This window comes from Blautia sp. MSK.18.38 (genome assembly GCF_024460535.1).
In the GTDB taxonomy this organism is placed as follows: Bacteria; Bacillota; Clostridia; order Lachnospirales; family Lachnospiraceae; genus Blautia_A; species Blautia_A fusiformis.
Window position 1 is genome coordinate 19359 of sequence record NZ_JANFYP010000029.1, and the last position, 24501, is coordinate 43859.

33 protein-coding genes are annotated in these 24501 nt (G+C 45.0%); all 33 read left to right on the forward strand.

All coding sequences use genetic code 11. The annotated features are described in order from the left end of the window. The first annotated feature begins 59 nt into the window (after positions 1-59). Positions 60-194, forward strand: coding sequence for a hypothetical protein (locus tag NE638_RS15170; protein ID WP_256137231.1), 135 nt, complete (start codon positions 60-62; stop codon positions 192-194). 150 nt (positions 195-344) lie between these two features. Beyond that, complete coding sequence (locus NE638_RS15175) at positions 345-668, forward strand: hypothetical protein (RefSeq protein ID WP_244094859.1); 324 nt, start codon at positions 345-347, stop codon at positions 666-668. Further along, a complete protein-coding gene (locus NE638_RS15180; RefSeq protein ID WP_055287211.1) occupies positions 665-847 on the forward strand; it encodes a hypothetical protein in 183 nt (60 codons plus the stop codon). Before NE638_RS15175 ends, NE638_RS15180 begins: the two co-directional genes overlap by 4 nt. A 264-nt stretch (positions 848-1111) precedes the next feature. Continuing rightward, on the forward strand, positions 1112-2068 hold the full coding sequence (locus NE638_RS15185) for a rolling circle replication-associated protein (protein ID WP_244094860.1): 957 nt from the start codon (positions 1112-1114) through the stop codon (positions 2066-2068). Then, positions 2025-2762, forward strand: coding sequence for a transglycosylase SLT domain-containing protein (locus NE638_RS18115; protein WP_256137232.1), 738 nt, complete (start codon positions 2025-2027; stop codon positions 2760-2762). Before NE638_RS15185 ends, NE638_RS18115 begins: the two co-directional genes overlap by 44 nt. Next, positions 2759-2902 (forward strand): hypothetical protein, encoded by a 144-nt coding sequence (locus NE638_RS15195; protein ID WP_173746548.1) that lies wholly within the window; start codon positions 2759-2761, stop codon positions 2900-2902. The genes NE638_RS18115 and NE638_RS15195 overlap by 4 nt, the downstream gene beginning before the upstream one ends. Beyond that, on the forward strand, positions 2874-3323 hold the full coding sequence (locus NE638_RS15200; RefSeq protein WP_173746556.1) for a VRR-NUC domain-containing protein: 450 nt from the start codon (positions 2874-2876) through the stop codon (positions 3321-3323). Before NE638_RS15195 ends, NE638_RS15200 begins: the two co-directional genes overlap by 29 nt. 25 nt (positions 3324-3348) lie before the next feature. Next, positions 3349-4128, forward strand: coding sequence for a ParA family protein (locus NE638_RS15205; protein ID WP_173746557.1), 780 nt, complete (start codon positions 3349-3351; stop codon positions 4126-4128). Between the two features lie 2 nt (positions 4129-4130). Continuing rightward, positions 4131-4904 carry a hypothetical protein gene (locus NE638_RS15210; RefSeq protein ID WP_173746558.1) on the forward strand — a complete coding sequence of 258 codons (774 nt, stop codon included), beginning with the start codon at positions 4131-4133 and terminating at the stop codon, positions 4902-4904. 15 nt (positions 4905-4919) lie between these two features. After that, on the forward strand, positions 4920-5315 hold the full coding sequence (locus tag NE638_RS15215) for a hypothetical protein (RefSeq protein WP_244094861.1): 396 nt from the start codon (positions 4920-4922) through the stop codon (positions 5313-5315). Positions 5316-5333: 18 nt separating this feature from the next. Further along, positions 5334-6653 carry a ParB/RepB/Spo0J family partition protein gene (locus NE638_RS15220; RefSeq protein ID WP_173746559.1) on the forward strand — a complete coding sequence of 440 codons (1320 nt, stop codon included), beginning with the start codon at positions 5334-5336 and terminating at the stop codon, positions 6651-6653. A gap of 1 nt (position 6654) precedes the next feature. Next, positions 6655-6954 (forward strand): hypothetical protein, encoded by a 300-nt coding sequence (locus NE638_RS15225; protein ID WP_173746560.1) that lies wholly within the window; start codon positions 6655-6657, stop codon positions 6952-6954. Further along, positions 6954-7526: a type II toxin-antitoxin system PemK/MazF family toxin gene (locus NE638_RS15230; RefSeq protein ID WP_173746561.1), complete on the forward strand. Its 573-nt coding sequence runs from the start codon at positions 6954-6956 to the stop codon at positions 7524-7526. The genes NE638_RS15225 and NE638_RS15230 overlap by 1 nt, the downstream gene beginning before the upstream one ends. Continuing rightward, positions 7523-8116: a hypothetical protein gene (locus NE638_RS15235; protein WP_173746563.1), complete on the forward strand. Its 594-nt coding sequence runs from the start codon at positions 7523-7525 to the stop codon at positions 8114-8116. Before NE638_RS15230 ends, NE638_RS15235 begins: the two co-directional genes overlap by 4 nt. Then, entirely contained in the window at positions 8109-8537 is a 429-nt protein-coding gene (locus NE638_RS15240) for a single-stranded DNA-binding protein (RefSeq protein ID WP_173746565.1), read from the forward strand. Before NE638_RS15235 ends, NE638_RS15240 begins: the two co-directional genes overlap by 8 nt. A gap of 23 nt (positions 8538-8560) precedes the next feature. After that, complete coding sequence (locus tag NE638_RS15245) at positions 8561-8935, forward strand: hypothetical protein (RefSeq protein ID WP_173746567.1); 375 nt, start codon at positions 8561-8563, stop codon at positions 8933-8935. After that, entirely contained in the window at positions 8904-9347 is a 444-nt protein-coding gene (locus tag NE638_RS15250; RefSeq protein ID WP_173746569.1) for a hypothetical protein, read from the forward strand. The genes NE638_RS15245 and NE638_RS15250 overlap by 32 nt, the downstream gene beginning before the upstream one ends. Before the next feature lie 226 nt (positions 9348-9573). Continuing rightward, positions 9574-10116 carry a hypothetical protein gene (locus NE638_RS15255; RefSeq protein WP_244094862.1) on the forward strand — a complete coding sequence of 181 codons (543 nt, stop codon included), beginning with the start codon at positions 9574-9576 and terminating at the stop codon, positions 10114-10116. A gap of 44 nt (positions 10117-10160) precedes the next feature. Continuing rightward, entirely contained in the window at positions 10161-10700 is a 540-nt protein-coding gene (locus tag NE638_RS15260) for a phage terminase small subunit P27 family (protein ID WP_173746571.1), read from the forward strand. 3 nt (positions 10701-10703) lie between these two features. Beyond that, positions 10704-12503, forward strand: a complete 1800-nt coding sequence (locus NE638_RS15265) for a terminase large subunit (RefSeq protein WP_173746573.1) — start codon at positions 10704-10706, stop codon at positions 12501-12503. Further along, positions 12504-13904, forward strand: a complete 1401-nt coding sequence (locus NE638_RS15270; protein WP_173746575.1) for a phage portal protein — start codon at positions 12504-12506, stop codon at positions 13902-13904. 2 nt (positions 13905-13906) lie between these two features. Then, positions 13907-14734: a head maturation protease, ClpP-related gene (locus NE638_RS15275; protein WP_173746577.1), complete on the forward strand. Its 828-nt coding sequence runs from the start codon at positions 13907-13909 to the stop codon at positions 14732-14734. A 20-nt stretch (positions 14735-14754) separates the two neighbouring features. Then, complete coding sequence (locus NE638_RS15280) at positions 14755-15987, forward strand: phage major capsid protein (RefSeq protein WP_173746579.1); 1233 nt, start codon at positions 14755-14757, stop codon at positions 15985-15987. A gap of 51 nt (positions 15988-16038) precedes the next feature. Next, complete coding sequence (locus tag NE638_RS15285) at positions 16039-16347, forward strand: head-tail connector protein (RefSeq protein WP_173746581.1); 309 nt, start codon at positions 16039-16041, stop codon at positions 16345-16347. Further along, complete coding sequence (locus NE638_RS15290) at positions 16344-16661, forward strand: phage head closure protein (protein ID WP_118041367.1); 318 nt, start codon at positions 16344-16346, stop codon at positions 16659-16661. Before NE638_RS15285 ends, NE638_RS15290 begins: the two co-directional genes overlap by 4 nt. Before the next feature lie 28 nt (positions 16662-16689). Continuing rightward, positions 16690-17139 (forward strand): HK97-gp10 family putative phage morphogenesis protein, encoded by a 450-nt coding sequence (locus NE638_RS15295; RefSeq protein WP_173746583.1) that lies wholly within the window; start codon positions 16690-16692, stop codon positions 17137-17139. Between the two features lie 9 nt (positions 17140-17148). Beyond that, positions 17149-17508 (forward strand): hypothetical protein, encoded by a 360-nt coding sequence (locus NE638_RS15300; protein ID WP_173746584.1) that lies wholly within the window; start codon positions 17149-17151, stop codon positions 17506-17508. Between the two features lie 2 nt (positions 17509-17510). Continuing rightward, entirely contained in the window at positions 17511-18146 is a 636-nt protein-coding gene (locus tag NE638_RS15305; protein ID WP_173746586.1) for a major tail protein, read from the forward strand. 27 nt (positions 18147-18173) lie between these two features. Then, positions 18174-18491 (forward strand): phage tail assembly chaperone G, encoded by a 318-nt coding sequence (gene gpG / locus NE638_RS15310; RefSeq protein ID WP_173746588.1) that lies wholly within the window; start codon positions 18174-18176, stop codon positions 18489-18491. 167 nt (positions 18492-18658) lie between these two features. Beyond that, entirely contained in the window at positions 18659-19015 is a 357-nt protein-coding gene (locus tag NE638_RS15315; RefSeq protein ID WP_202031310.1) for a hypothetical protein, read from the forward strand. 16 nt (positions 19016-19031) lie between these two features. After that, positions 19032-22565, forward strand: a complete 3534-nt coding sequence (locus NE638_RS15320) for a phage tail tape measure protein (RefSeq protein WP_244094863.1) — start codon at positions 19032-19034, stop codon at positions 22563-22565. Between the two features lie 9 nt (positions 22566-22574). Next, positions 22575-23273 (forward strand): phage distal tail protein, encoded by a 699-nt coding sequence (locus NE638_RS15325; RefSeq protein WP_173746592.1) that lies wholly within the window; start codon positions 22575-22577, stop codon positions 23271-23273. Between the two features lie 12 nt (positions 23274-23285). Continuing rightward, positions 23286-24501, forward strand: a 1216-nt coding sequence (locus tag NE638_RS15330) for a phage tail protein (RefSeq protein ID WP_202031311.1), incomplete at its 3' end; no start/stop codon positions are given.

Consider the following 24501-nt stretch of genomic DNA (forward strand, 5'->3'; position numbering starts at 1 on the left):
CGCACATTTATTATATGGCAGGAGATGCAACAGGACAAGCAAGAACAGGAGGAACGGAAATGAGCAGAGTAGAGGAGTTGAATCAGTACATACAAGAGTTATTTGATTATTGGGATGGGAAAAACGATGATTTTGAGCCTATCCCGATACCGAAAGAAGTTGACGACGAAATGCAGAGGGATTCATTTTATTAAAGCCGAAACGGGGCAGCAGTCGCCCCGTCAGTGTCCGGATGGCAACCGACACTCTGACGATGGCAAGCCGAAAGACATCGTGCAGCGATACCGTGGGAAACATGGCAGCGGTCACACCTGCTAGAAAGTGCGTGGATGGTCAACAGGTTTTTGATGGTTTTTAAGGTGAAAAGCATCAACACGGTAGACAATGCCGGAAAGCAGGTGGACGGGATGAAAAGACCGAGAGAGCCACCAACAGGAGGAAATAGGATGGATATAGGACGAATATTGCCGACAGAGGCAGCAGCAATCCTCAATGTATCACCGCAATTCGTGAGGGTAGCAATGCAGCAGGGAAAACTCCCGATAGGAACGGCGGTGCAGATGTCCTCAATTTGGACGTATCACATTTCGGAAAAACTGCTTGCAGATTATTCCGGAAAGAACATAGAAAAAGAGATTGAGCGAATCCGAGGAGGTGTTGAAAAATGACGAGAAACGAGAAAAAGGCAGTGATTGAGAGCATGGCAGAAAAATTCATGAATATTGACGACCTTGAGGGAAAGTCAATGACCATTATGGTGATGTCTGCGTATGCCGAGGGTAAGGCAGCAGGAAAAGCAGAGGAGCGTCGCAGATGGGAACAGAAAGAGGCGGTTGCAGCCGTTTAATGAAAACGCCCCGTCATAATGGCGGGGCAGTACATAGCAGGAGCATGAGAGCAAAGAAAAAGGACAACCATTGCAGTGGTCGTCCTTGATTTGACTGATTGTGTCAGCCGCTATCACTAAAAGATATTATAGCAAATCTGACACGAAAAAGCAACTCGAAAACGACCGGAAAGGTCGTGAAAATACAGGGTTTTCGGAGGCTTGAGCGTCCTTGTAATAGATAATAACAAGTCTACGAAAACATATATAGGAGGCATGTGTCAGATGGCAAGAAAGAAAGGGATGCAGTTCATCCCGTATGATTATGAGGCAGCATATAACAAAGCGTTGGAGGATATGCACGAATGGTTCATTGAGAACCTGTTCCAGCACAGAAAGAAAGTTGTATATGCCTTGAAAGAGATAACCGCAGGAGATCAGTTTGAGATTGAGATATACCCGCAGTTTCGGAGTATGGATGAAGTACCTCCGGAGGGGAGAACCATCAAGAAAGACAATAACAAGGCTCAAAAGAATCTGAATGACAAGAACGCACGGAAATACGTTGAGAGGTTAATCAATGAGAATTTCAGTGACCGTGATATTTGGATGACGTTGACCTATGATGACGCACACCTCCCGCCGGACGGGGATGTGGATGCAGCAATCAAGAATGTGCAAAAGTACATCCGACGCATCAACTATCAGAGGAAAAAGAGGGGTCTCCCGAACGCAAAATATGTCTATGTGACCGCATATAATCCGGATGCGGAAATCAGATGGCATCATCACATTGTCATGGACGGTGCGTTGGACATGGAGACGGTTGAATCATGTTGGAAACAGTCAAGCAGGAATGAGGTTCGCAGATTGCAGACAGATGAAAACGGTCTGTCTGGCATGGCAAACTATATCGTCGAAGAAAAGAACCGTGTTCCGTCGGAAAAGAGATGGAACAGTTCACAGGGATTGAGAGACCCACGAATCAAGGTCGTACACTCCAAACGTCCGGCAGCAGGAGGCAGCTATAAAAAGATAGGCTCATTTGTTGATGAAATGGTCAAAGACAGGGATTCAATTCCGGAGATTTTGGGAAAGTGGTATCCAGACATGGATTTCACGAACGCAAACGTGTACTACAACGATTTTAATTGCATGTTTTACATACATGCACGAATGAGAAAAAGGAGGCTACAAGGTGAAAAGACGGAAAAGACGGGCAAGACGAGCAAGGCGACGTAATGCGTTTCGTGTGATCGTGGTCGCAGGAGTTGTGACAGCGTTGTGCGTGGCAGCGTTCGGCAGCAAAAAGCCGGAGCAGATCGAGGAGAAGCAGCAGGAGACAACGCATGAGGAGACGATACATGCGGAAACGGTGCAGAATCCGGAAACAATAGCGCAGACGGCAGAGGAGATCGAAAGCAAATACAAGATTTTTGACACTATGTCCGAGGACTGGGGCAGTTGTGATCTTGAGGGGTTCGTATATTATGATCTGCCGGAGCAGTATGCAGATAAAGGCTATTTTCCGGAGAAAATGCAGATATACACAAGATGCCTATGCAAGCAAAATGACGTTCCGTATGCCCTTGTGTTGGCACTCATAGAGCGTGAATCCGGATATGAATTTGACAAGGTCGGAGACGGCGGGAAGTCAAAGGGATATATGCAGATATATGAGAAGTGGCACACCGACCGGATGCAGAGACTAGGATGCACAGACCTCATGAACCCGTATCAAAACGTGAGGGTTGGGATTGATTTCCTCTCATACCTGCTCAAGAAATACGGAACGGTGCAGGATGCACTTGCAGCGTACAACTACGGTGAAAAAGGTGCAAGGGAACATTTGTGGAGAAATGGCGTGTATGTGTATTCATACAACAGTGCAATCATGCAGAGGATGAAAGAGATTGAGGAGGTGGTCGGAAAGTGAGGGCAGGAGAAATCATTGAGAGAATCAGACACATGCTCAAGGTCAAGGACTGCAAACATGCGTGTCTGTTCTGCGAATATTATGACATGTGCAAAGAGGAGGCGAAAGCAAATGAACATGAGATATGCGAAACGAAGTGAGGACACGGAGCAAATCAACGTCGTGTCATGGGCGGGATGGAACATGAACCGTTATCCGGAATTAAAGTGGTTGTTCCATGTGCCGAATGGAGGCAGTAGGAACAGAGCGGAGGCGGTGAAATTCAAACAGATGGGTGTCAAGGCGGGCGTTTCTGACTTGCAACTTCCATATCCGAAAGGCTCATACTGCGGATTGTTCGTCGAGATGAAATTCGGCAACAACAGACAGCAGGACACACAGAAAGAGTTCCTTGCAGACATGGCAGCAGCCGGACATTTTGTTGCAACCTGCTATTCAGCAGAGGAGGCAATCAAGGTCATTGAGGAATATCTGAATTTGTCGGATTCAGCACACAGGGAGAGAAATTTGAACATGAGCATCCCGAACAACAGCATCCTCAAGGACGGAAAAATAAAATAACAGGACAATAACAGGAGGAATCAACATGAGAATTATTGCAGTGATGTCACCAAAGGGAGGAATCGGGAAAACGACGACATCCGATTCAATCGCTTATATGTTGGGTGAGGAGCAGGGGAAAAGAGTGCTTGTGTTAGACGGAGACCCGCAGGGAGACACATCAAAGACGTTCGGAGTGTTTGAACCGGACGGAATCGGAATGAGTGAGCTGCTTGAGAAACATGAATGTGTCGGCGGTACATACAAAACGGGTGATCTGATTCGCCCGACGGAATATTCGCACGTTGACATCATTCCGGCAAATGGCTATCTCATGCAGACGGACATGAATTTGCTGCTCAAGTCAGAGGACAATCAAGTCACACGATTGCGTGAGGCGTTGCAAGAGGTAGCGGACGCATACGATTATTGCATTTGTGATTGCGGTCGACTGCTTGACATGGTGGTCATCAATATCCTCATATCGGCAGAGTTAATCATTGCACCCGTAAAGGTTGGAGGATATGAAATCGAAGCATTGCAGAACCTTGAGGAGCAGATTGAGGACTTGAGAGACATCAATCCGGATTTGAGAATCAAGGCACTCATGACCATGCGACAGAAAAACAAGACATCTCTTGAGGTCGAGGAGTGGCTGAAAGCAGATTCCGGATTTGACATGTTTGTCACTCCGGTTCGCCGTTCCATTGTTGCGGAGAAATCAACAACGGCAATGATACCACTCCCGAAATTTTCAAAGCGTGGAATCGTGTCTCAAGATTACAGATGTGTTGTACATGAGTTACTCAAGGAAATGGAGGGGTAAATGTGGGAAAGAGGAAAATCACCTGCAACAACGCCTCCTGCAAACACCATATAAGCGGAGGCGGGTGCGATACCTGCATCATGCTTGACAGTTCGGGAAAATGCAAGTCCTTTGAAAAAGGTTTTGCATATTATTTTCACATTGTATGGGATGCACTGGGAAACAAAAACTTTATTGACATGATAGAGGTGCAGAGAAATCCGGATTTGAGAATCGGAATGTATTATGTGATGGAATGTTATGAACTGGGATATTCGGAAATGGAATGGGGAACATGTAGGATGATCATGCTGAAGAACGGAGAAAACGGCAAACCGTTGAATTATGAGGGAATCACAGCGAGAGAGTTGAACATGGAAAAGTTCAGAAAACACCTCAATGATTTTGAAAATGGAATAATGCCAAATCAAGCACAAAAAGAGCAGGAACAGCAGAAAACCGAGACGAAAGAGTTTGGGTGGTTGTCTCCGACAGGCGTTTTCACGGAATCACCGTTCGGAACGCATGAAGAATCAGCGGAACAGATATGCGAAAGAAAAGGGTTCACGGATGAGTATTGGAAATGGGTGAAAGAATCCGGAGACAATGAAATCGGACACCTCATGCGTGATTTTCTTTCAGAGGTCAAAGGATATTGTCTGATTCACAATCCGTCCGGATATGCCGGATATATAGTGACAAACATGAAAGCACTGACAAAACATCAGAAAGATTTTTTATACAATTATTTCATGGATATGGGAGACAGATTCAAAGCCGAACAATTTGTCGAGTAAAAAGGAGGAAAGCACATGGGAAACATTGTGAAAACAGCAAAATGCAGATTCTGCGGTCAAATGACGCAGATTGAGGTAGACGAAGAACTGACAGCAGCACAGGCAGAGGAGCAGGCAACCATGACATGTAATTGTCCGGATGCAGTTGAATATCAGAAAGAGAAACAGAGGAAAGAAAAGGCAATGCAGAACGTCGCTGCACTGTTCGGAGAGGCAGCAGCACCGGACAAGAGATGCGGAGAGGGAATTGTGAAGATTCTCAAGGCAGCAGTCGAGGAGATTTATACCGGAGGACTGGCAAAGGTCACATTGAACCTCCGTGGAGGCGTGAAAGCCTCTATTTCGCAGAATAGCAAGGGCGAAATCAACGTCGAACGTACCGAGACAAAAAAACAGAAACTCACAGAGTAACAGCAGGAGGGTGAATAGATGGCAGCAGGATTCAGCGTCAAAGACGCACTCAACAAAAACAGCAAAGCAGGGATTGACGAATCTCCGAGAGCGAGATTCCGGACAAAGGACATTTCGATTTTCAAGATGTACCGCAACACCATGAATTTTTACAGTGTCAAGGACATCGAAGAACTGGCAGGAGATATCCTCCTGTCCGGTTTGAAACAGAACCTCGAACTCGTATATGCACCGTGCGAAAAGGGCGAATACAGAATCGTCGCAGGTGAAAGACGATGGGAGGCTCTCAAGTACCTCGTATCAAAGGGATATAAAGACTTTGAACTGGCAACCAGTAAATTGACCACACCGCAGGATGATGACGAGGAGCAGGTTGAAATCATCATCGCCAACGCATACCGTACAAAGACCATTTCTGACATGATCGAGGAGGAAACACGCCTCAAGGCATCTCTTGAGCGTATGAAAGCAGCAGGGAAGAAAATCAAGGGATATGACCTGCAATCCGGACGGTTGAGAGATGTGATTTCCTCGATGCTGCACATGAGTAAAACAAAGATTGCACAGATTGAGGCGGTCAACAATAATCTGATTCCGGAATGGAGAGAAGAACTCAAGAAAGAACGCCTCACATTCTCCGCAGCTTATGAATTGAGCGGGATGACAGAGGACGAGCAGCGTGAGGCACTGGGGAAATTCGCAGAGACCGGAGAACTGACACACAAAGAAGTGAAAGACATGAAAGAGGCGAAAGCAGCGGGGCAGCAGGTGTCAGAATCCGACACGGCAGAAAGCAGCATGAATCCTCCGGAAGTAAGAGCGGGCGACGATTACGAGACACCGCATCCTGAGGGAATCACATCCATTTGCTACTCCTGCACCGAATATGAGACTTGCAATGTCAAGACCGGAACATGTACCTCATGCGACCAGTACAAAAACCGTGCGGAGGCGTACAAGACCGACGAGCAGAGATATTCAGAGGAGCAGGATGCAATCGACCGTGAAACAAAGAAAAAACTCCGTGAGATGGAGCAGAAGGAGAAGATGCAGAACCTCCCGTCAGATACACAGGAGACCGGACAGAAAGTGCATCAGATACGCCTTGCAAAGTCTTATTTCGATGATGTGGCAAACGGAATCAAGACATTTGAACTCCGGAAGAATGACAGAGGCTATAAAAAGGGCGACATTCTTGAGATGATGGAATTTGCAGACGGAAAGAACACCGGACGCATGGTCAAGGTGCTTGTGACGTACATTCTTGAGGATTACACCGGAATTGAGGACGGATATTGCATCATGGCAACCAAACTCATGAAAGACGGTGAGGCGTAGAATGACAGAGATAAAAGACCCGATTTTGGCAGCAATGGAGTTCTCGCTGAATTACACATTGAAAAGATTTGAGGACACAGAAACGGAGAACGGAAAAATCATCAGAGAGGGAATCATCAGAGGGAGGATTTTAGTTGAACATCTGCGGATTTTTGGTGCGGATGTGTACGGAAAAAGCAAAGAGCAGTTTGCGGAAGATATAAAGGACAAAACAAATATTGTGATGATGACCGATGAAGAATACAAGGAATATATCAAGGCGAAAAGACTGTATAGAGTGATAAAAAAGGAGGAATTGTGATGGATAACATCAAGAGAGGCGAAATGTTCTATATCAGCAGAGGGGGGGCATCGTATAGCGGGAGCGAGCAGCACTCCGACCGTCCGGCGGTCGTTGTGAGCAATAACAAGAACAACGAAAACAGCAATGTCGTTGAAATTGTATATATGACCACACAGCCGAAAACAGATCTCCCGACACATGTGACGGTAAGATCAACAGGCAGACCAAGCACCGTTTTATGTGAGCAGGTCTATTCGGTATCAACAGAACGCATCGGAACGTATATCGGGGAGTGTACAGACAAAGAGATGGAGAACATCGACATCGCTCTCATGATTTCCTTGCAGCTTGACGGCAGCATGAAAACCTCAAAGAAATACAATGAGACAATCAAGAATCAGCAGGAGGAAATCGAACTCTATCGCAGCAAGATTCAAGCGATGGAGCAGGAGTTGGAAGAAAAGGCAAAAGCAAAGCCGGAAAACACGGCATCATCAGAGGAGACAATCCGATTGCAGACAGAAAGAGACACATACAAGACCATGTATGAACAGTTACTCAACAGATTAGTGAATGGAGGAGCAGCATGAACAAAAGCACATTAAAGGCAGAATTTATCAATGCGAAAATCAAGGATGCGAAATACATCGGAGTGAGTATCAAGACGGAGGGCAGCAGTCAGCCGGAAATCATCATCAATCCGAGAGAGAATTTCGATGCAAAATTTGACTACTACATGGAGGCATACGATGACGATTTGATTCTGATTGCAGCAAAGGGGAAAAAGGACATCCGCATCGTGGCAGCAGGACACGGAAACCGATTCGAGGACATTGAAAACCAGTTAATCGGGGAAAAGGGCAAAGGTTGGAGAGAACTGATTGCAGGAGCGATTGACAAAGCTTATGACCGCATGATCGAAAGCACACCGCCACAGTCAGAGGAGGAAAAGACCCATTGCGAGATGATAAAAGAGGCAGTCAAGGGAATGTTCATCAATGAGAGCCGGACGGCAGCAGAGGCAGAGTTCATCAAGATGCACATTGTTGATTATGAGAAAATATTCGATGTCTGCATGAATGGCGATGATCTTGAGTTCAAAAAAGGTCTCGTCAGATTGCAGAAGATGCAAAATGAGTATGTGATGCAGAGAGAAAGGACGGGAACGGCAAATGAATAAAGTCATATTGATGGGGAGGCTCACAAGAGACCCGAATGTCAGATATACGCAGCAGAACAGTTCGCAGGAATCCATGTGCGTGGCACGTTACACTCTGGCGGTTGATCGTTGGGGGCAGCGGGACGGGCAACCGTCCGCAAATTTCATCTCATGCGTTGCATTTGGCAGAAACGGCGAATTTGCGGAGAAACATTTGAAACAGGGAACGAAAATCGTTGCCACAGGCAGGATTCAGACAGGTTCATACACCAACAGAGACGGTCAAAAGATATATACGACCGATGTTGTGATTGAGGAACAGGAATTTGCAGAAAGTAAGAAAGCAGCGGGAGAACAGGAGCAAAATGCGGGTTATACGGATGCAGGTGACGGGTTCATGAATATTCCGGACGGCGTTGACGAACAACTCCCTTTTGCGTAAACGGAAAGGAGGAGCGTGATAATATGGGAATTATGAGCATCGTGAAAAGCGTGATTGAGCATTTTAGAAAAGCCGGAAAGACAGAAAAAGAAATCTCAAACATGATCGAACAGGCAGCAGATAAAGCAACAGTTAATAAGGGCATCGCAGAAAAAAAGGAATATAAAAAACCGGAAATCAAAGCAAAGACAACAGCAGAACAGTTCGTCGAGGCGGTCATGCAAACGGGGGTCACAGCGGAGCAGGTAAAAACGGCAATTATGAAAATGAGCGGTTCGCAAGGATGCACAAATCGCCGAGATACAAATAACTGGCGTAAAATGCACGGTCTGCCTATGAGACGAAAGCAGAAAGCGAGGAGAAAGCATGAAAGAGGAAAAGGAGCAGACAGTCATTGACAAAACCCTGCTATATCTCGAAAACTATCGTGAAATGGAACGATACATCAAAGAGGCAGTGTCAGAGACCTCTCAAGTGCCAAACATAAGCAAATACAACATATCAGCAGAGAGAGCGTTTCTGCAATCGGTCAGAGAGTGCCGTGCAGAGACGGTCATTCTGTTCGAGCATCTCAAACAGGCTCTTGCATCGCTAAAAGAAGATGCAGAGGCAGCAGGTGAGGGGTACAAGTATGACGCACTTGAGGCGGTATATATCAAGGGCAAAACATACGAGGATATAGTGAGGGAGACAGGCTGCGGACGCAACTCACCGAAAAAGTGGTGCAAGGTTATGATTCAACGTCTGTCAATCAAATTATTTGGTGCAAAAGCGATTGAAAACGATAGAAACGGAGTGAAAACAGGGTGAAATGAAGGTGAAAATAGGGGTAAAAAGTGGGTGAACAAAAGACGAAATGAAAGTGCTAATATGTTAGCGTGAACAGTTGAGTTGAGCGATTGCAGATATGCAGTCGCTTTTTTCTTGCCTGTTTGCCCTCCTGTTATATGCGGGTAAGTATACACAGTAATGTGCATAACTGCCCGCCTCTTGTGGATAACAAAGCAGGAGAACCAAGAAAGAGAGGAGAACACATATGCTTTTGAAATCATGCAGGTGTGGCAAGCTGATTCCGCAGTCGATGAAGATGTGCGAGGAATGTGAACGGCAGCAGCAGTCGAGACACATGATATACAACAACACACGGCGAGACGAGAGAGCAGCGGAGTTCTATGTATCAAAGGAATGGCGGGCGATGCGGGAACATATCATTGAGGTCTATGACAACGTAGATATATACGCATTATATGTCGGACATGAACTACTCACATGCAATCCTGTTCACCATATCGTTGAACTTGAGGACGACTGGGAGCAGCGTTTGAATCCGTTCAACCTCATACCTCTCAATCATAAAACACACAATACAATCACGGCTCTGTATAAGCAGAGCAAAGCGAGCATGAGAGCAACACAGAAACAGTTGAGATCACTGATTGAGTACCACTTTCGAGAGGCAGGGGGATATAAAAAAGTTTTGTGCGATTCATTTCTAGTCGCACCCCCTCTTTTGTTTAGAGAAAACTCCCCACGGGAATTTCAGCAGAAAGGTACATCCGAAAGGGGTGTCAGAATGTGACACAAAATCACTGAAATGTTGACGGAAAGGGGGTTTGTTGCTACATGGCAGGGCAGAGACAACCCACGGATTTGGTTGTTATGAACGGGCGAAAACACCTCACAAAAGCAGAAATTGAGGCACGAAAAAACGCCGAGGTTGTAGCACCGAACAACAAAGTGAAACCTCCGTCATATTTGACACCGGAGCAAAAGAAAAAGTTCCGGAAGATTGCGAAAGAATTACTTGAAATCAAACTGATTGCGAATGTTGACTGCGATGCACTGGCGAGATTGCTCATTGCACAAGACCAGTACATCGAAATCACGCAGCAAATCAGAGCAACTCCATTGATGGAGGATGTTCCGGTATATGAGACAAAGACGAATCCGGACACGGGAGAAAAAGAACGTGTGCAGGTCGGTACAAGGCAGGTCGTGAACGGTGAACGTGAGCGTCTCATGATTATTCAAGACCGCTGCATGAAACAGTGCAGACAGGGAGCATCGGATTTCGGATTAACAGTCTCCTCACGCTGCCGTTTGGTCGTACCGAAACCGCAGCAGCAAAAGCCGGAGAATAAATTTGCGAAATATGCAAATTAAGGTATGGCGAAAGCAGGAGAAACACAAGACCGCTGCACACAATACGCCCTTGATGTTGTTTCGGGCAAGATAACAGCCGGAGAATATGTCCGACTTGCATGTCAAAGACACCTCGACGACATTGAGAAATCGAAAGCAGCACCGTACAAATACTATTTCGACGTTGAAAAGTCAGAGGAAATCATCAATTTTGCAGAGGAATTGACCATTGCAGAGGGCGAAGAAAACGAGCATGTGACCGCATATCCGTTCCAGTGCTTTATTTTAGGGTCACTCAACGGGTGGAGAACAAAGGAAAAATCATACAGACGGTTCAGAACGTCCTACGTGCAATTAGGCAGACAGAACGGAAAATCGTTCATCAACGGTATTTTGGCATGTTATTACGGGAATTTTGACGGGTACAAGTACGGAAAAATCTTTTGTACGGCTACCAAGCAAGACCAAGCGAACATTGTTTTTGACGAGGTCGCAAAATTCATCAATTCGGACGAGGATTTGTCGGAATGGTTCAAAGTGCATGACCACAACCACACGATTGACTGTCTGTTGACACATTCAGAAATCAAAGCGCTGTCCGGTGATACAAAGTCACTTGACGGACACCGTGCATATTTGGGAATTGTCGACGAGTATCACGCACACAAGACGAATCAGATGTACAAGCTGCTTGAGGGAGGTATCAAGAAACTCAAGTCAGCGTTGATTTCGGTCATCACGACAGCAGGGTTCGACCTCAAATCACCCTGTTATAAATTGTATGAATATTGCTGCAATCTGTTAAAGGGCGTTTTTGAAAACGACAGTCAGTTCGTATATATCGCACAGATGGACGAACATGACGACAGATATGTTCCGGAGAACTGGATAAAAGCAAACCCAATTCTTGAATTTGACATGGATGCTCTTGAAAACCTCATACCGATTGCACATACCGCCCGTGATATGGGCGGGGAGGATTTGAGAGATTTCCTCGTAAAGCAGTTGAATATGTGGATGCAGTGGTCAAATTCACTGTATATCAAGGACATCGCAAAATGGAAAGCATGTGCCGTTCTGAAATCACTCAAGGATTTCAGAGGGTCAAAATGTTATGTCGGGGTCGACCTGTCATCCGGAGGCGACTTGACATCAATCGCAATCGTGATTCCGTTCATGGTTGACGGAGTAAAGAAATATTTTGTACACACACATTCGTTCATTCCGTCCTCAAGGGTGGATGAACACATCAAGACCGACAAAGTACCTTATGACGTATGGATTGAAAAGGGTCTTGTGACAGTGACCGAGACACTGGGAGGAATAAAGACAGATTACAAATACATCATCAAATATCTTGAGGATTTGGTGAAAGAATACGACCTCAAACCGCAGTTGATATGTTATGACCCGCACAACGCATCGGCGTTCTTGTCAGACCTTGAGGCGTTGGGATTCGATTCAATCTCTGTTACACAGACAGCGAAAGAGTTGAACGATGCGACGGTCGATTTCAGACTTGAGATTTTGGCGGGCAACGTGGAAATCGAGGGAGTAGAGGTCGGAAAAGAGGGAAACAAGATTGTTGTTCCTGCCGATGGCTTGCTTGTGTGGTCTATCGCAAACGCAAAGACCATCTCAAACAACTACGGCGAAATAAAAATTGACAAAGACATCACGACAGAGAGAATAGACCCGATTGACGCTATCATCGACGCATGGAAACACGCAATGAAAGAGGAATACCGTCCGGATGTGAATGAAACTGTCAATGAATGGCTTGAGCAATTTGAAAAATACATGAAGAAAGGCGGTGAGAAATAAATGAATCCGTTTCAGAGATTAGGAGAAAAAATTGCGAATTGGTGGAGAGGTGAACCACAGGACAGCGGAGGCGTTGTGACACTGAACTCACCGTCATTCCTTGAAAGGATAGGTCTGAAAAGAAAGGGGAAACCGACATCAGAGGTCACATATTTCACTTGCCTCAAGATGCTGTCGGAGACCCTTGCAAAAATGCCTATCAAATATTATCAGAAAACGGACAAGGGAATCATCGAGGCAGAGGCGACGGAAACATCGAAGCTGCTCTCCAAAAGACCGAATCCATTCATGACCCCTACGACATTTTGGAACACCGTTGAGATCAATCGAAACCACTACGGGAACGCCTATGTGTACATGAGAAAGAAGTTTGACCGCAAGAAATACGGCGGTGAAATCAAAATTGTTGATTTGTGGGTTATGCAGTCAAATTGTGTGCAGATCGTTGTTGACGATGCAGGAATATTCGCAGGAGTGGGGCGGTTGTGGTATGTCTACACAGACCCGACATCCGGTCGTCAATATGTATTCAGTACAGATGAAGTCATGCACTTCAAAACATCATTCAGTTTTGACGGAATCACAGGACTACCAGTGCAGCAGATATTGAGAGACACGGTTGCGGGTGCATCTGAATCACAGGCGTTCATGAACAACTTGTATGAGAGCGGTCTGACAGCAAAGGCAACGCTCGAATATACCGGAGAACTGAATGAAAAAGCAAAAACAGCACTTGTTAAATCATTTGAAGAGTTCGGCAGCGGGGCAAAGAACACAGGAAAAATCCTGCCCGTCCCGTTGGGAATGAAGCTCACACCTCTTGACATTAAACTGACAGATTCGCAGTTCTTTGAACTGAAAAAATACAATGCCTTGCAGATCGCAGGAGCGTTCGGAGTGAAACCGAATCAGATCAACGACTATTCAAAGTCGTCATATAGTAACAGCGAGATGCAGCAGCTATCGTTCTATGTTGACACAGAATTGTTCATCATCAAGCAGTACGAAGAGGAAATCAATTTCAAGATGCTGCCGGATGACGATTCAGACGATGGATATTACTACAAATTCAATGAAAAAGTGTTGTTCCGCACCGATTCAAAAACGCAGATGGAATATTTGAGAAACGGTGTCGGTGGAATGATTATCAAACCAAACGAGGCGAGACGGAAACTCGACATGGAAGATGCGGAGGGAGGCGATGTTCTGCTTGCAAATGGCAGCATCGTACCGCTGACGATGGCGGGAGCAGCATATTTGAAAGGTGAATCCGAACCGGATGAAACCAAAGAACCGGAGCAGCCGGAAGAAAAAACAGAGCCGGACACAGAGCAGCCGGACGCAGCAACAGAACCGGACGAAACCGACGAGGTAGAGGACGAACAGGAGGGAGGTGAATAATCATGCCAAAGAAAGGACGTTTTGATTTCACAAAGAAAAATAAACGCAGCGGAAAGATTGAAAATGTCGGCTATTTGGATTTGGAGCAGGACGAGGAGCAGAGCAGATGTTCCTTGTATTTCTACGGCGACATTGTATCAGCGACATGGGAATCCATGTGGTACGAGGAGGACAGATGCCCGCAGGACATCGCAGATTTTCTCAATCAGTTAGACGGCTATGAGGATATTGATATTTATTTCAATTCCGGAGGTGGAGACGTATTTGCGGGGCTGGCAATCTATAACCAGTTAAAACGATACGACGGACACAAAGTCGGATATGTTGACGGAATGGCTGCATCCATCGCATCAGTCATCATGTTCGCTTGCGATGAACTGCATTTTGCAACAGGGGCACAGGCGATGATTCACAAACCGTTGTGCATGGCATACGGCAACGCAGATGATTTCAAGGCAGTAATAAAGCAGTTGAATCTCTGCGAGGATTCAATCCTCGACGTTTACATGGAGCATGTGCAGGAGGGTGTCACAAGAGACAAGATTCAGAGCCTCATGAGAAATGAGACATGGTTCGACAGCAAGAAGATGCAGCAGTATTTCAATGTTGAAATCGAAGAAAAGGCAGCAGTCGCAGCGTGTGCATCCGACTATTTTGAGAAATACAACAATATTCCGGAGACACTCAAGGGAACTGAAACGGAGAACATTGTCGATGCAGTGCTTGCAGAATTGGAAAAGAGGAGTAATGCAGCAGCACAGGCAGAGGAACAGAGAATTGAGGCAGAAAAGCGGGAGATTCTCGACGATTTATACCTTTACGGTATGTAAGAAATGGAGGACAGAAAGTCATGAATAAGGAATTACAGAAGTTACTGAAACAGATCAATGACAAGAAAAACGAAGTCAAGAGCCTTGTAAACGACGGAAAACTCGACAAGGCAAAGGCAGCAAAGGAGGAACTCAAAGAGTTACAGAACAGATTCGACCTCCTTTATGATCTGGACGAGGACGAGCAGGACGGCATCAAGGATAAGGTCAACAAAGACACTGCAAAACAGGCTGGCGGGGAGAAAAAGGTTGATAAAAAGAACCTTGTGAAAGCGTTCGTCAACATCGTCAAAGCCGGATTCCTGCACAGAGAGGCAGACGAGGCAGATGTTGAGGTGTACAAGAACGCCCTCACATCCGACACAACCGCAGGAAGTGAGGGAGAGGTCGGAATCGGCGTGACCATTCCGGAGGACATCAGAACAGACATCATCGAATTGCGTCGTTCATCCGATAACCTTGAGCAGTATGTCAATGTCGAGGGGGTTGTGACAAAGACCGGAACACGAAACATTGAGGTCGATGCAGAATCAACCCCGTTTGACAACGTGGACGAGGCTGCGGATTTTCCGGAGATGGACGAGCCGGAATTTTTACCGATTGAGTACAAGGTAAAGAAAAAAGGTGGAATCCTCAAGATGACCGCAGAGCTGCTTGAGGACACCGCAGCCAATATCATGGCGTACATCAACAAATGGATTGCGAAAAAGACAAAGGCAACCCGTAACGCAATGATTCTCAAGGTACTCAATGAAATGACAAAGGGAAAAGAGGTCACAGTGGAGAACCTCGACAGCCTCAAGGACATTTTCAATGAGCAGTTAGACCCTGCGATTGCAGAATCCTCAATCGTCATCACGAATCAGAGCGGTTTCAACTACCTCGACAAGTTAAAGGACAAGGACGGAAACTATATTTTGCAGAAAGACCCGACACAGCAGACAAAGGGAAAGATGCTTTTTGGAGAATACAGAATCGTGAAGCTGTCAAAGAAAACACTCAAATCCACACCGATTATGAACAGCGATGGTCACACAATCGACGGGTACAAGCATCCTGTTTTCTGTGGTGACTTAAAAGAGGCTATCACACTTTTCGACAGAAATGTTCTGACAATCGACCTCAATGACAAAGGTGCGGGGTTATGGGATAAGGACATGACAGGTCTCAAGGTTCGTGACCGTTTCGATGTACAGGCAGTTGACAAGGATGCAGTCATCAAAGGCGAGATCACAGAGGTTGTCAACGGGTAACAAGGCAGCAGGGCGGTGAATCCGTCCTGCTATTGAAAGCAGGTGAGAAACATGACGGATGAAGAAAAAGAGAAATACAGAGCAGGTCTGATTACCACATGCAAGGTATATTGTCACATCGACTATGACGACGACATGGAAATCCTTGAATTGATGTTTGATGTGACCATGCAGGAAATGACGGAACTGATTCCGAATTTCGACCAGTACAGCCTCACAAGCCGTCAAAAACTGCTTGCATTTATATCCGTGAAAGAACTTTACGACAACCGTGACAAATACCGGAGCGACACGAAACTGCTTGCCTCTGCTGCCTCCTCAATGCTTTTGAAAGAAATATACGGAGGTGCAGCACAATGACAGGCAGAATCAAGATAATTCGCAAGGTGTCGAGCGTTGTTGATGGCAGACGGCAGCAGGAGGAAACAGAGTTTTATTCCTGTTGGTGCGAGGTCAAGAGTTTGGGAACAAATGAGAAATACACAGCCTTGCAGACCGGACTTGAAAACACAATCGTTTTTGAGACCCGAACATGTGACAAGATGGAGGAAATCCGACTGAATTTGAAAGAGTTCTATGCGGTGTACAAAGGTGTTGAGTTCAAGATATATGATGCGTCTCCGATGTTCACAGACGACAGGAAATATCAGTTGAAATGTAGAGCAGGAGCGTAGTGTCATAATCTGACACCGGAGGGATGCGATGAAAATTGAAATGGAATTTCAAGGGTTGCAGGAACTCATGAAAGCGTTTGAGGATGCAGCAAGCGACGAGGACATCCGAGCGGTCAACAAAAAGATTGTTGAGCAGGGCGAACCCGTTGTGAAACGCATTATGTCGGGAAAGATTCCGAAATCGGCAGACATAAAGTTGAGCGGTCGAGGGTTCGGCTCAAAATCATCGGTCACATCACATGCAGCGGACAGCGTTCCACTGGGAGCAGTCAAGGTGAAAGACACTGGAGCGTCAGCGAATGTCGGATGGGAAAAGTCGGATAATAGCGAACATTTTTATGTGAAATTCATAAACTGGGGGACTATTTACAGACCGCCTCAAGAATTTATCTATGCGACAGGACGTGAGGCAGATGCGGAACTGCAAAAAATCGCAGAACAGGAGTATCAATCCTATTTAGACAACACATTGAAATGAGGTGATAGCGTGAACAGTCCGGACATCATAAAAGACGCAGCGGATGCGTTGCAGCAGATTTCAGACAGGGGAATCATTGTCATACAAGGATGGTATGACAAGAACATCCATGACAGACATGTGACCTTGTGGGATTTGGGAGAGGATGACGAGAATTTTTCGGACGATGATGCGGAGGGAGTGACGTTGTCATTGCAGGTCACTATTTTTTCAGAGAGTGACGAGGTTGATCTTGCAAGGGAAATCAAGGCACTCATGAAAAGGAGCGGGTTTTCGTTCGAGGGCAGGAACGGCGACGATTCCAAACCGGAGGACGGAATCTATATGAAAGCACAGAGATTTTCAAAATTTTATGAAATGGAGGAATAGACATGAGCGAAACAGTAAAACAGGTAAGCGAAACAGTGCAGCAGATTGTCAGAAGTAGAACATGCGGTTGTAAAGATTTCTATATCGCAAAAATCACACAGAATGATGCAACGGGATATGTTGCAGGAACTCCGGTGAAACTGGCAAGAGCAATCAAGGCGAAAGTTGATGAAAAATGGACTTCTGAAAAGATTTACTCCGATGATGGAACAGAGGAGGTCATCAACTCATACGAGGGAACGGAGGTTGAACTTGAGGTCAATGCTCTTGCACCGCAGGATAGACAGATTTTATTCGGTCAGTTATACGAGAACGGTTTCCTTGTCAAGACAGCCGACGACAAAGCACCGGAGGTCGCTATCGGATGGCGCGAGAGAAAGCTGAACGGAAAGTATGATTTTAAATGGTTATACGCCGGAAAATTTGCAGAGGGAATCAGCGAGGAGGCAAGCACAAAAGAGGGCAAACTGTCTCCAACGACAAAGAGCATCAAGGGTTCATTCTACGAGAGAAGTCTTGATAATGCGTATGAGATTTCGGTCGATGAATCAAATCTTGTGAAAGAGAACACAAAGGCAGCAGATGCAATCAAGAGCTGGTTTTCAAAGGTACAGGAAAAGGACGACGCAGCAGCGTAACAGGGGGATATAACAGGAGGATAAACCATGAATAGAAAAATCATCATCAGCAACAAAGAGTTCACAATGCCGAAAATGTCGATTGATACATACACGGAGTACCTCGATATTGCAGAGCAGACGGACGCACATCCGAGATACACAAGACAGGACATTGAGGTAATGGCACTGTTTATCTGCAAAGCATACGGAGATCAGTTCACAGTCGAAGAATTAAAGAATCCGGAGACCGGACTGGATGCAGCAGGTTTGATTCTTGAGTTCCAGTTCATTGATGCAGGAATCGGGGAAGAACTCACAAAACGCATGGAGAAGATAGAGAAAAATTTTCAGAATGGCAAGTGATACCGGAAATAGAGGTCACTTGCAGCGGGAAAAGATACTTTATCAACTCCATAACGGTGGAGCAGTACAAAAAATATATCAGTCTCATGGAGAAAAATCACACGGAAAAGATTTCCGGAGTGATGTTTTTCAACACAAAGATAATGCAGGAGTTGTTCGGGAACGAATTGACACTTGCAGAAATCGGGGAGATTGAAGCGATTGATTTTCTAACGGCAATCAAGACAGTTCATTTTGTGATGCAGAACATTATTGCTGAGAAACTATTGAACATTGTCGAGGTTGAACAGGTAGAAAAAGAAAAGTCCGTATTTGACGAATTTGACCGTGAAAACGGTTATGAGGATGAGCCGGAAGAACCGGAGGAAAATCAATGGAAAGTCTGCGGGGAAATTGTTGACCGTGTTGTAAAAATTGCGATTCGGCTATTGAAAAACTCATACAGTCAGTGCATGAAAGAAAACATTGTCACGTTGTTGGAATACTTGCGTTTTGAATTAGACACAATCAACGAAAATCAGTAGGAGAGGAGGCGACCGAATGGCTTATACAAGCGTCAAAATTTCTGCAAATTCAAGTGATTACCAGTCACAAATGAAATCGGCAGCAGCACAAATGAAAGTTCTGTCTGCGGAATATACGACGGCAGCAACGAAAGCAAAGTTGTTCGGTTCAGAAACAGACAGCCTCAAGGCAAAAGCCGAATCACTCACTCAAAAAATCACGGTGCAGAAAGGCATCGTGCAGTTGAACAGTGAGCAGCAGGAAAAGTTGACAAAGAAACTGTCAGAACAGAAAACAAAGCAGGAGGAACTCAAGTCAAAGATCGACGCTGCGAAAGATGCCTATGCAAAATCGACAGAGGAGACCGGAAAAAACTCCGAGCAGTCGAGAGCCTTGAAAGAGGAACTTGACAAACTGGAACAGGAGTACAAGGCAAATGAAACGGCAATCGGAAAGACGGAGACCGCTCTTGCAAATCAGACGGCAAAGACAGAGAAATCAAAGACCGCCCTCATGAACATGGAGGCAGAACTAAAAGATGTAAACGAACAATTAAAGAATCATAAACTCGAAACATTCGCAAAGGCTTGTGAGACAACGGGCGAAAAGATGGAGAGCTTCGGAAAAAAAATGTCAGTCGTGTCAACGGGGCTGGCGACTTTTGCAACGGCATCGGGGAAAATGGCGATTGACTTTGAGGATGATATTGCAAAAGTATCAACAATTATGGATGACAGCGTAATGTCTGTTGATGACATGTCAGATGCAATTCTGAGTTTATCAAATGAAACAGGAATTGCAGCGGGAGATATAGCAGACAATGTATATAATGCGATAAGTGCAGGACAAAAAACGGGTGATGCTGTAAATTTCGTAAGAGAGTCAACAAAATTAGCAACAGCGGGATTTGCAGAATCTGGAAATACATTGGATGTATTGACGACTATTCTCAACGCTTATGGTTTAGAGGCGACCGAAGTGACGAATGTGTCAGATATGTTGATACAGACACAAAATTTAGGAAAAACAACCGTTGCTGAATTATCGTCAGCGATGGGAAAAGTTATTCCGACGGCAAATGCCAACAGCGTGGCACTAGACCAGTTATGCACAGGCTATGCAATAATGACGGCGAACGGTGTTGCAACAGCAGAATCAACGACATATATGAACTCAATGTTGAACGAACTTGGAAAAACAGGAAGTACAACAGATACAATATTGAGAGAAAAGACGGGAAAATCTTTCGGAGAATTAATGTCAAGCGGTTCAAGCCTTGCGGATGTATTAAGCATTATCAATGATGCAGCAAAAGAACAAAATCTGTCTATGGGAGATATGTTTTCATCGTCCGAGGCAGCAAAAGCAGGATTGATTCTCTTAGGAGATGGAGCAGATTCTTTCAACGGAACTTTACAAGAAATGAGAAATTCAACAGGTGCGACAGATACGGCGTTTAGCAAAATGAAAACAACATCGTATGATATAAAAATCGCATTAAACGAGTTGAAAAATACGACATTACAGTTCGGACAAACAGTGATGTCATCGGCTGCACCAATGGTAAAAGAATTTACCGAAAAAGTACACCTATTAAGTGAATGGTTCGGATATTTAGACGAGAGCCAACAGCAAACAATCCTCAAGGTGGGTCTTGTGGTTGCTGCTATCGGTCCGTTGTCAATCGGATTTGGAAAAGTAGCAAAGGGAATCTCTAGCACGATAACGACCGGACAGAAATTTGTGTCCGGAGCTGCAAAGATAATCGCAAAGATTACGGCAAAGACAGCAGCCACGGCAGCGGGAACGGCAGCAGATACGGCAGGAACAGCAGCCACGGTAGCACATACGGCAGCAACAACAGCAGCCACAGCAACAACCGGAGGAATGACCGCTGCACAGACCGCATTAAATGCAGTTATGAACCTGTGTCCGATTATCATGATTGTGGCACTGATTGGAGGACTGATTGCAGCAGGTGTCGCCCTGTACAAAAACTGGGACACTGTCAAAGAAAAACTGTCCGAATTGCGGAGCAACATCAAAGAAAAATTTGAGGCAATCAAAGAGACCATCACGGGAGCGTTCACGAAAGCGAAAGAAGCGGTCACGGAAAAGGTCAAAGAGATCGGCGATAATATAAAAAACAGTACCATCGGACAAGAGGCAACGAAAGTATTCAGCAGCGTAAAGGACACCATTCACAATTTTATGTCAGCAGCGACCGAAACGGCAAAGGAAAAACTGGGGAACATGAAAACTGCCTATGAAGAAAACGGAGGCGGTATCAAAGGCGTTGTTGCTGCCGGATGGGAGGGAATCAAAGGATATTATTCCACAGGATTCACATTTGTTGATGATTTGTCCGGAGGAAAACTCTCCGAAATAAAAACAAAATTTTCCGAAAAAACATCCGAGATCAAGGAAAAGGTTTCAGCAGGTTGGGAGAATATGAAAACCACGGTCACGACAAAAATGACCGAATGGAAAACCAATGCGTCAAACAAATTACAGGAAATCAAAACCGGATTTTCTGAAAAAGTTTCGAGCATCAAGGAAAATGTGTCGTCTGGTTGGGAGAATATGAAAACCACGGTCACAACAAAAATGACCGAATGGAAAAATAATGCAACCAACAAGTTGAATGAGATCAAAACCGGATTCTCAACGAAAGTTTCGGAAATTAAAACGAATGTGTCGTCTGGTTGGGAGAATATGAAAACCACGGTCACAACAAAAATGACCGAATGGAAAAATAATGCAACCAACAAGCTGAATGAGATCAAAACCGGATTCTCAACAAAGGTTTCGGAGATCAAGACAAAGTGGTCGTCAGATTTTACCAATATCAAAGATAAAGCGACCTCTCTCATGGAGACGGCGAAATCAAATGTTTCAACAAAATTGAACAATATGAAAACGGCGTACACGAACGCCGGAGGCGGTATCAAGGGAATTGTGTCCGCATCTTTTAAGGGCGTGAAAGATACAATGACCTCTCTCATGTCGCAGGCGAACACATTGACCGGAGGAAAACTCGACAGCATAAAGTCAGCGTTTTCGTCAAAATTATCCAGTGCGAAGTCAACCGCATCCTCCATACTGGACGGGATAAAGTCTGCATTTTCTTCAAAAATGGAAAGTGCAAAGTCAACGGTTTCAAACGCATTAGAAAGAATAAAAAGTGCGTTCAATTTTAGTTGGTCATTGCCACGGTTGGAATTACCGCATATTTCGATTAGTGGAAGCTTTTCAATTAACCCGCCGTCTGTGCCTCATTTTGGAATCAGTTGGTACAAATCCGGAGGTATCATGACGAACCCGACAATGTTCGGAATCAACGGCAACAACCTCATGGTGGGAGGCGAGGCAGGAGACGAGGCAATCTTGCCACTTGCGGAATTTTACAACAAATTGAACAACATCCTCGACAAGAAACTGGATGCCGTTCAAAAATCAAATATTGTTTATGTAACGAATCACACCTATATCGACGGAGACGAGGTTGCAAGCAGAACCGTGTCAAAAGTTGATGCACAAATGGTTACGGATAGAAGAAAAGGGAGGTAAAACAGGGCGATGAAAATAAATGGTATAGACATCAGAAAATATGATGCAAAACAGTTGACTGCCGATGTGCAGCCTCCCTCATTTTCGAATAGTTATGAATGGCTGACGGGAGCAGCATTGCCGACGGAATTTGAGACAGAGGTTCAGATGGGGCGTTTGAAACTTTCAATTTATTTCAAGGGCAAGAATAGAAACAATATCATTCGGGTAGCGTCAGAGTTTATGATGAATTTCACAAAGGCTTGTAAGCTGGAACTTGACGGCTACAAAGGAACGTATATCGGATTCATCACATCGAATGATTATGAGAAAAAGAATGTGAAAGAACGATACGTTGTGAATATCGAATTTGACGGCTTTTTTGTTGATGATGACCTATCAATCGTGTTTGATGGGAAAACCTCTGCGTCGTTCTATAAAGTAGGCACAAGGGACGCTCCGTGCGTTGTAGAGGTATATGCAAAGAAAGTCTTGACGAACTACACAATCGGCGGGTTGGGAGACGATGACATCATCGTGGAAAGTCTTGCAGCAGGAAAAACGGTTGTGATTGACGCAAAAACCGGACTTGTGACAATCGACGGGGCGAACGCATTTGACAAAGTGGATTTATGGGCGTTTCCAGTGCTAAAGTCGGGAGAAACAGCACTCACATTCTCTGATACAAACGCAAGAGTGACAATCAAGTACACTCCAATGTGGATTTAGGAGGTGAGAGCGTTGCAAATTTTTAATGACAGAAAGAAAAGAATCGGAACACTGTCCGGATTCAAAGACAGAGCAATCACCACGACACTGGATTCCGGTGACAAGGAAATGACATTTGTATATCCTGCGTCGGGAGCGTTGGTTGGTTTATTGCAAGAAGAATATTATATACGCACAAAAACAGATGAATTTGTCATAAAAGCAGTTGAAAAGGGAGAACAATTCAACAAATACACTGCCGTTCTCAATGTCGAGGAGTTGGAGGGGACGGCTTTCCCGTATGGCTTTGAATCGGATGAACAGACAATCAGAGCATGTCTTGAGTTTGCGTTCAAGGGTACGGGGTGGCATGTTGGAACATGCACGGTCACAAAGAAAAGAACCATTGACGAGCAGGAGAACATCACGGCGTGGGATGTCCTGCAAAAGTGCCTATCAACATATAGGTGCGAATGTATCATTGATTCAATCAATAAAACGGTGAATATTTACGAAAGAATAGGCAGTGATAAAGGTTGCTATTTCATAGAGGGGATAAACCTCCGAAAAATATCTTTGAAATCCGACACTTATGATTTTTATACAAGAATCTATCCGATTGGCAAAGACGGCATCACACCGGAATGGTTGACCGGAAAAGATTACATCGACAATTTTCAGTATAGCTCCAAAGTCAAGGCGTATGTGTGGAAAGATGAACGATACACCAACACCACAAGTCTGATTGAGGATGCGACGGCAAAGATTGAGGAAATGTCACGACCGTACAAGGCATATACTGCGGAGATTGTTGACCTTGCGAAAGCGTCAGAGGAGTACAAAGACATTCTTTCATACGGAATCGGAGACACGGTCACACTTGTGTCAAAGAAAACCCGAACAAAAGAAAAACAGAGAATTGTCAAAATTACGGAATATCCGGAAACACCGAAAAAAAATACGGTTGAGATTTCAAACGCACGAAAAACATTTGCGGATATTCAAAAAGAAGCAACGGCAGCAGCTACGGAGGAGGCAATTTCCATCGCTAACAGCAACACAAAAAAGGTGTTGAAAGATGGATATTACACAAAAAGCGATGTTGAATCACATATCACCGCAGCAAAAGACGAGATCAGTTTAGGCGTTTCACAGGTGTATGAAACAAAAAAGACTGTATCGGAGAAAGTTGCAGCAGCGGAGAAGAACGCTAATGCAGCGACCGATGAGAAGCTGACAGAGTATTCCA

Bases quoted from the DNA above. Each gene is read 5' to 3' on its own strand.
- NE638_RS15170 (WP_256137231.1), top strand. From the start codon at position 60: ATGAGCAGAGTAGAGGAGTTGAATCAGTACATACAAGAGTTATTTGAT.
- NE638_RS15180 (WP_055287211.1), top strand. From the start codon at position 665: ATGACGAGAAACGAGAAAAAGGCAGTGATTGAGAGCATGGCAGAAAAA.
- NE638_RS15185 (WP_244094860.1), top strand. From the start codon at position 1,112: ATGGCAAGAAAGAAAGGGATGCAGTTCATCCCGTATGATTATGAGGCA.
- NE638_RS15200 (WP_173746556.1), top strand. From the start codon at position 2,874: ATGAACATGAGATATGCGAAACGAAGTGAGGACACGGAGCAAATCAAC.
- NE638_RS15205 (WP_173746557.1), top strand. From the start codon at position 3,349: ATGAGAATTATTGCAGTGATGTCACCAAAGGGAGGAATCGGGAAAACG.
- NE638_RS15215 (WP_244094861.1), top strand. From the start codon at position 4,920: ATGGGAAACATTGTGAAAACAGCAAAATGCAGATTCTGCGGTCAAATG.
- NE638_RS15220 (WP_173746559.1), top strand. From the start codon at position 5,334: ATGGCAGCAGGATTCAGCGTCAAAGACGCACTCAACAAAAACAGCAAA.
- NE638_RS15225 (WP_173746560.1), top strand. From the start codon at position 6,655: ATGACAGAGATAAAAGACCCGATTTTGGCAGCAATGGAGTTCTCGCTG.
- NE638_RS15230 (WP_173746561.1), top strand. From the start codon at position 6,954: ATGGATAACATCAAGAGAGGCGAAATGTTCTATATCAGCAGAGGGGGG.
- NE638_RS15235 (WP_173746563.1), top strand. From the start codon at position 7,523: ATGAACAAAAGCACATTAAAGGCAGAATTTATCAATGCGAAAATCAAG.
- NE638_RS15240 (WP_173746565.1), top strand. From the start codon at position 8,109: ATGAATAAAGTCATATTGATGGGGAGGCTCACAAGAGACCCGAATGTC.
- NE638_RS15245 (WP_173746567.1), top strand. From the start codon at position 8,561: ATGGGAATTATGAGCATCGTGAAAAGCGTGATTGAGCATTTTAGAAAA.
- NE638_RS15250 (WP_173746569.1), top strand. From the start codon at position 8,904: ATGAAAGAGGAAAAGGAGCAGACAGTCATTGACAAAACCCTGCTATAT.
- NE638_RS15255 (WP_244094862.1), top strand. From the start codon at position 9,574: ATGCTTTTGAAATCATGCAGGTGTGGCAAGCTGATTCCGCAGTCGATG.
- NE638_RS15260 (WP_173746571.1), top strand. From the start codon at position 10,161: ATGGCAGGGCAGAGACAACCCACGGATTTGGTTGTTATGAACGGGCGA.
- NE638_RS15265 (WP_173746573.1), top strand. From the start codon at position 10,704: ATGGCGAAAGCAGGAGAAACACAAGACCGCTGCACACAATACGCCCTT.
- NE638_RS15270 (WP_173746575.1), top strand. From the start codon at position 12,504: ATGAATCCGTTTCAGAGATTAGGAGAAAAAATTGCGAATTGGTGGAGA.
- NE638_RS15275 (WP_173746577.1), top strand. From the start codon at position 13,907: ATGCCAAAGAAAGGACGTTTTGATTTCACAAAGAAAAATAAACGCAGC.
- NE638_RS15280 (WP_173746579.1), top strand. From the start codon at position 14,755: ATGAATAAGGAATTACAGAAGTTACTGAAACAGATCAATGACAAGAAA.
- NE638_RS15285 (WP_173746581.1), top strand. From the start codon at position 16,039: ATGACGGATGAAGAAAAAGAGAAATACAGAGCAGGTCTGATTACCACA.
- NE638_RS15290 (WP_118041367.1), top strand. From the start codon at position 16,344: ATGACAGGCAGAATCAAGATAATTCGCAAGGTGTCGAGCGTTGTTGAT.
- NE638_RS15295 (WP_173746583.1), top strand. From the start codon at position 16,690: ATGAAAATTGAAATGGAATTTCAAGGGTTGCAGGAACTCATGAAAGCG.
- NE638_RS15305 (WP_173746586.1), top strand. From the start codon at position 17,511: ATGAGCGAAACAGTAAAACAGGTAAGCGAAACAGTGCAGCAGATTGTC.
- gpG (WP_173746588.1), top strand. From the start codon at position 18,174: ATGAATAGAAAAATCATCATCAGCAACAAAGAGTTCACAATGCCGAAA.
- NE638_RS15320 (WP_244094863.1), top strand. From the start codon at position 19,032: ATGGCTTATACAAGCGTCAAAATTTCTGCAAATTCAAGTGATTACCAG.
- NE638_RS15325 (WP_173746592.1), top strand. From the start codon at position 22,575: ATGAAAATAAATGGTATAGACATCAGAAAATATGATGCAAAACAGTTG.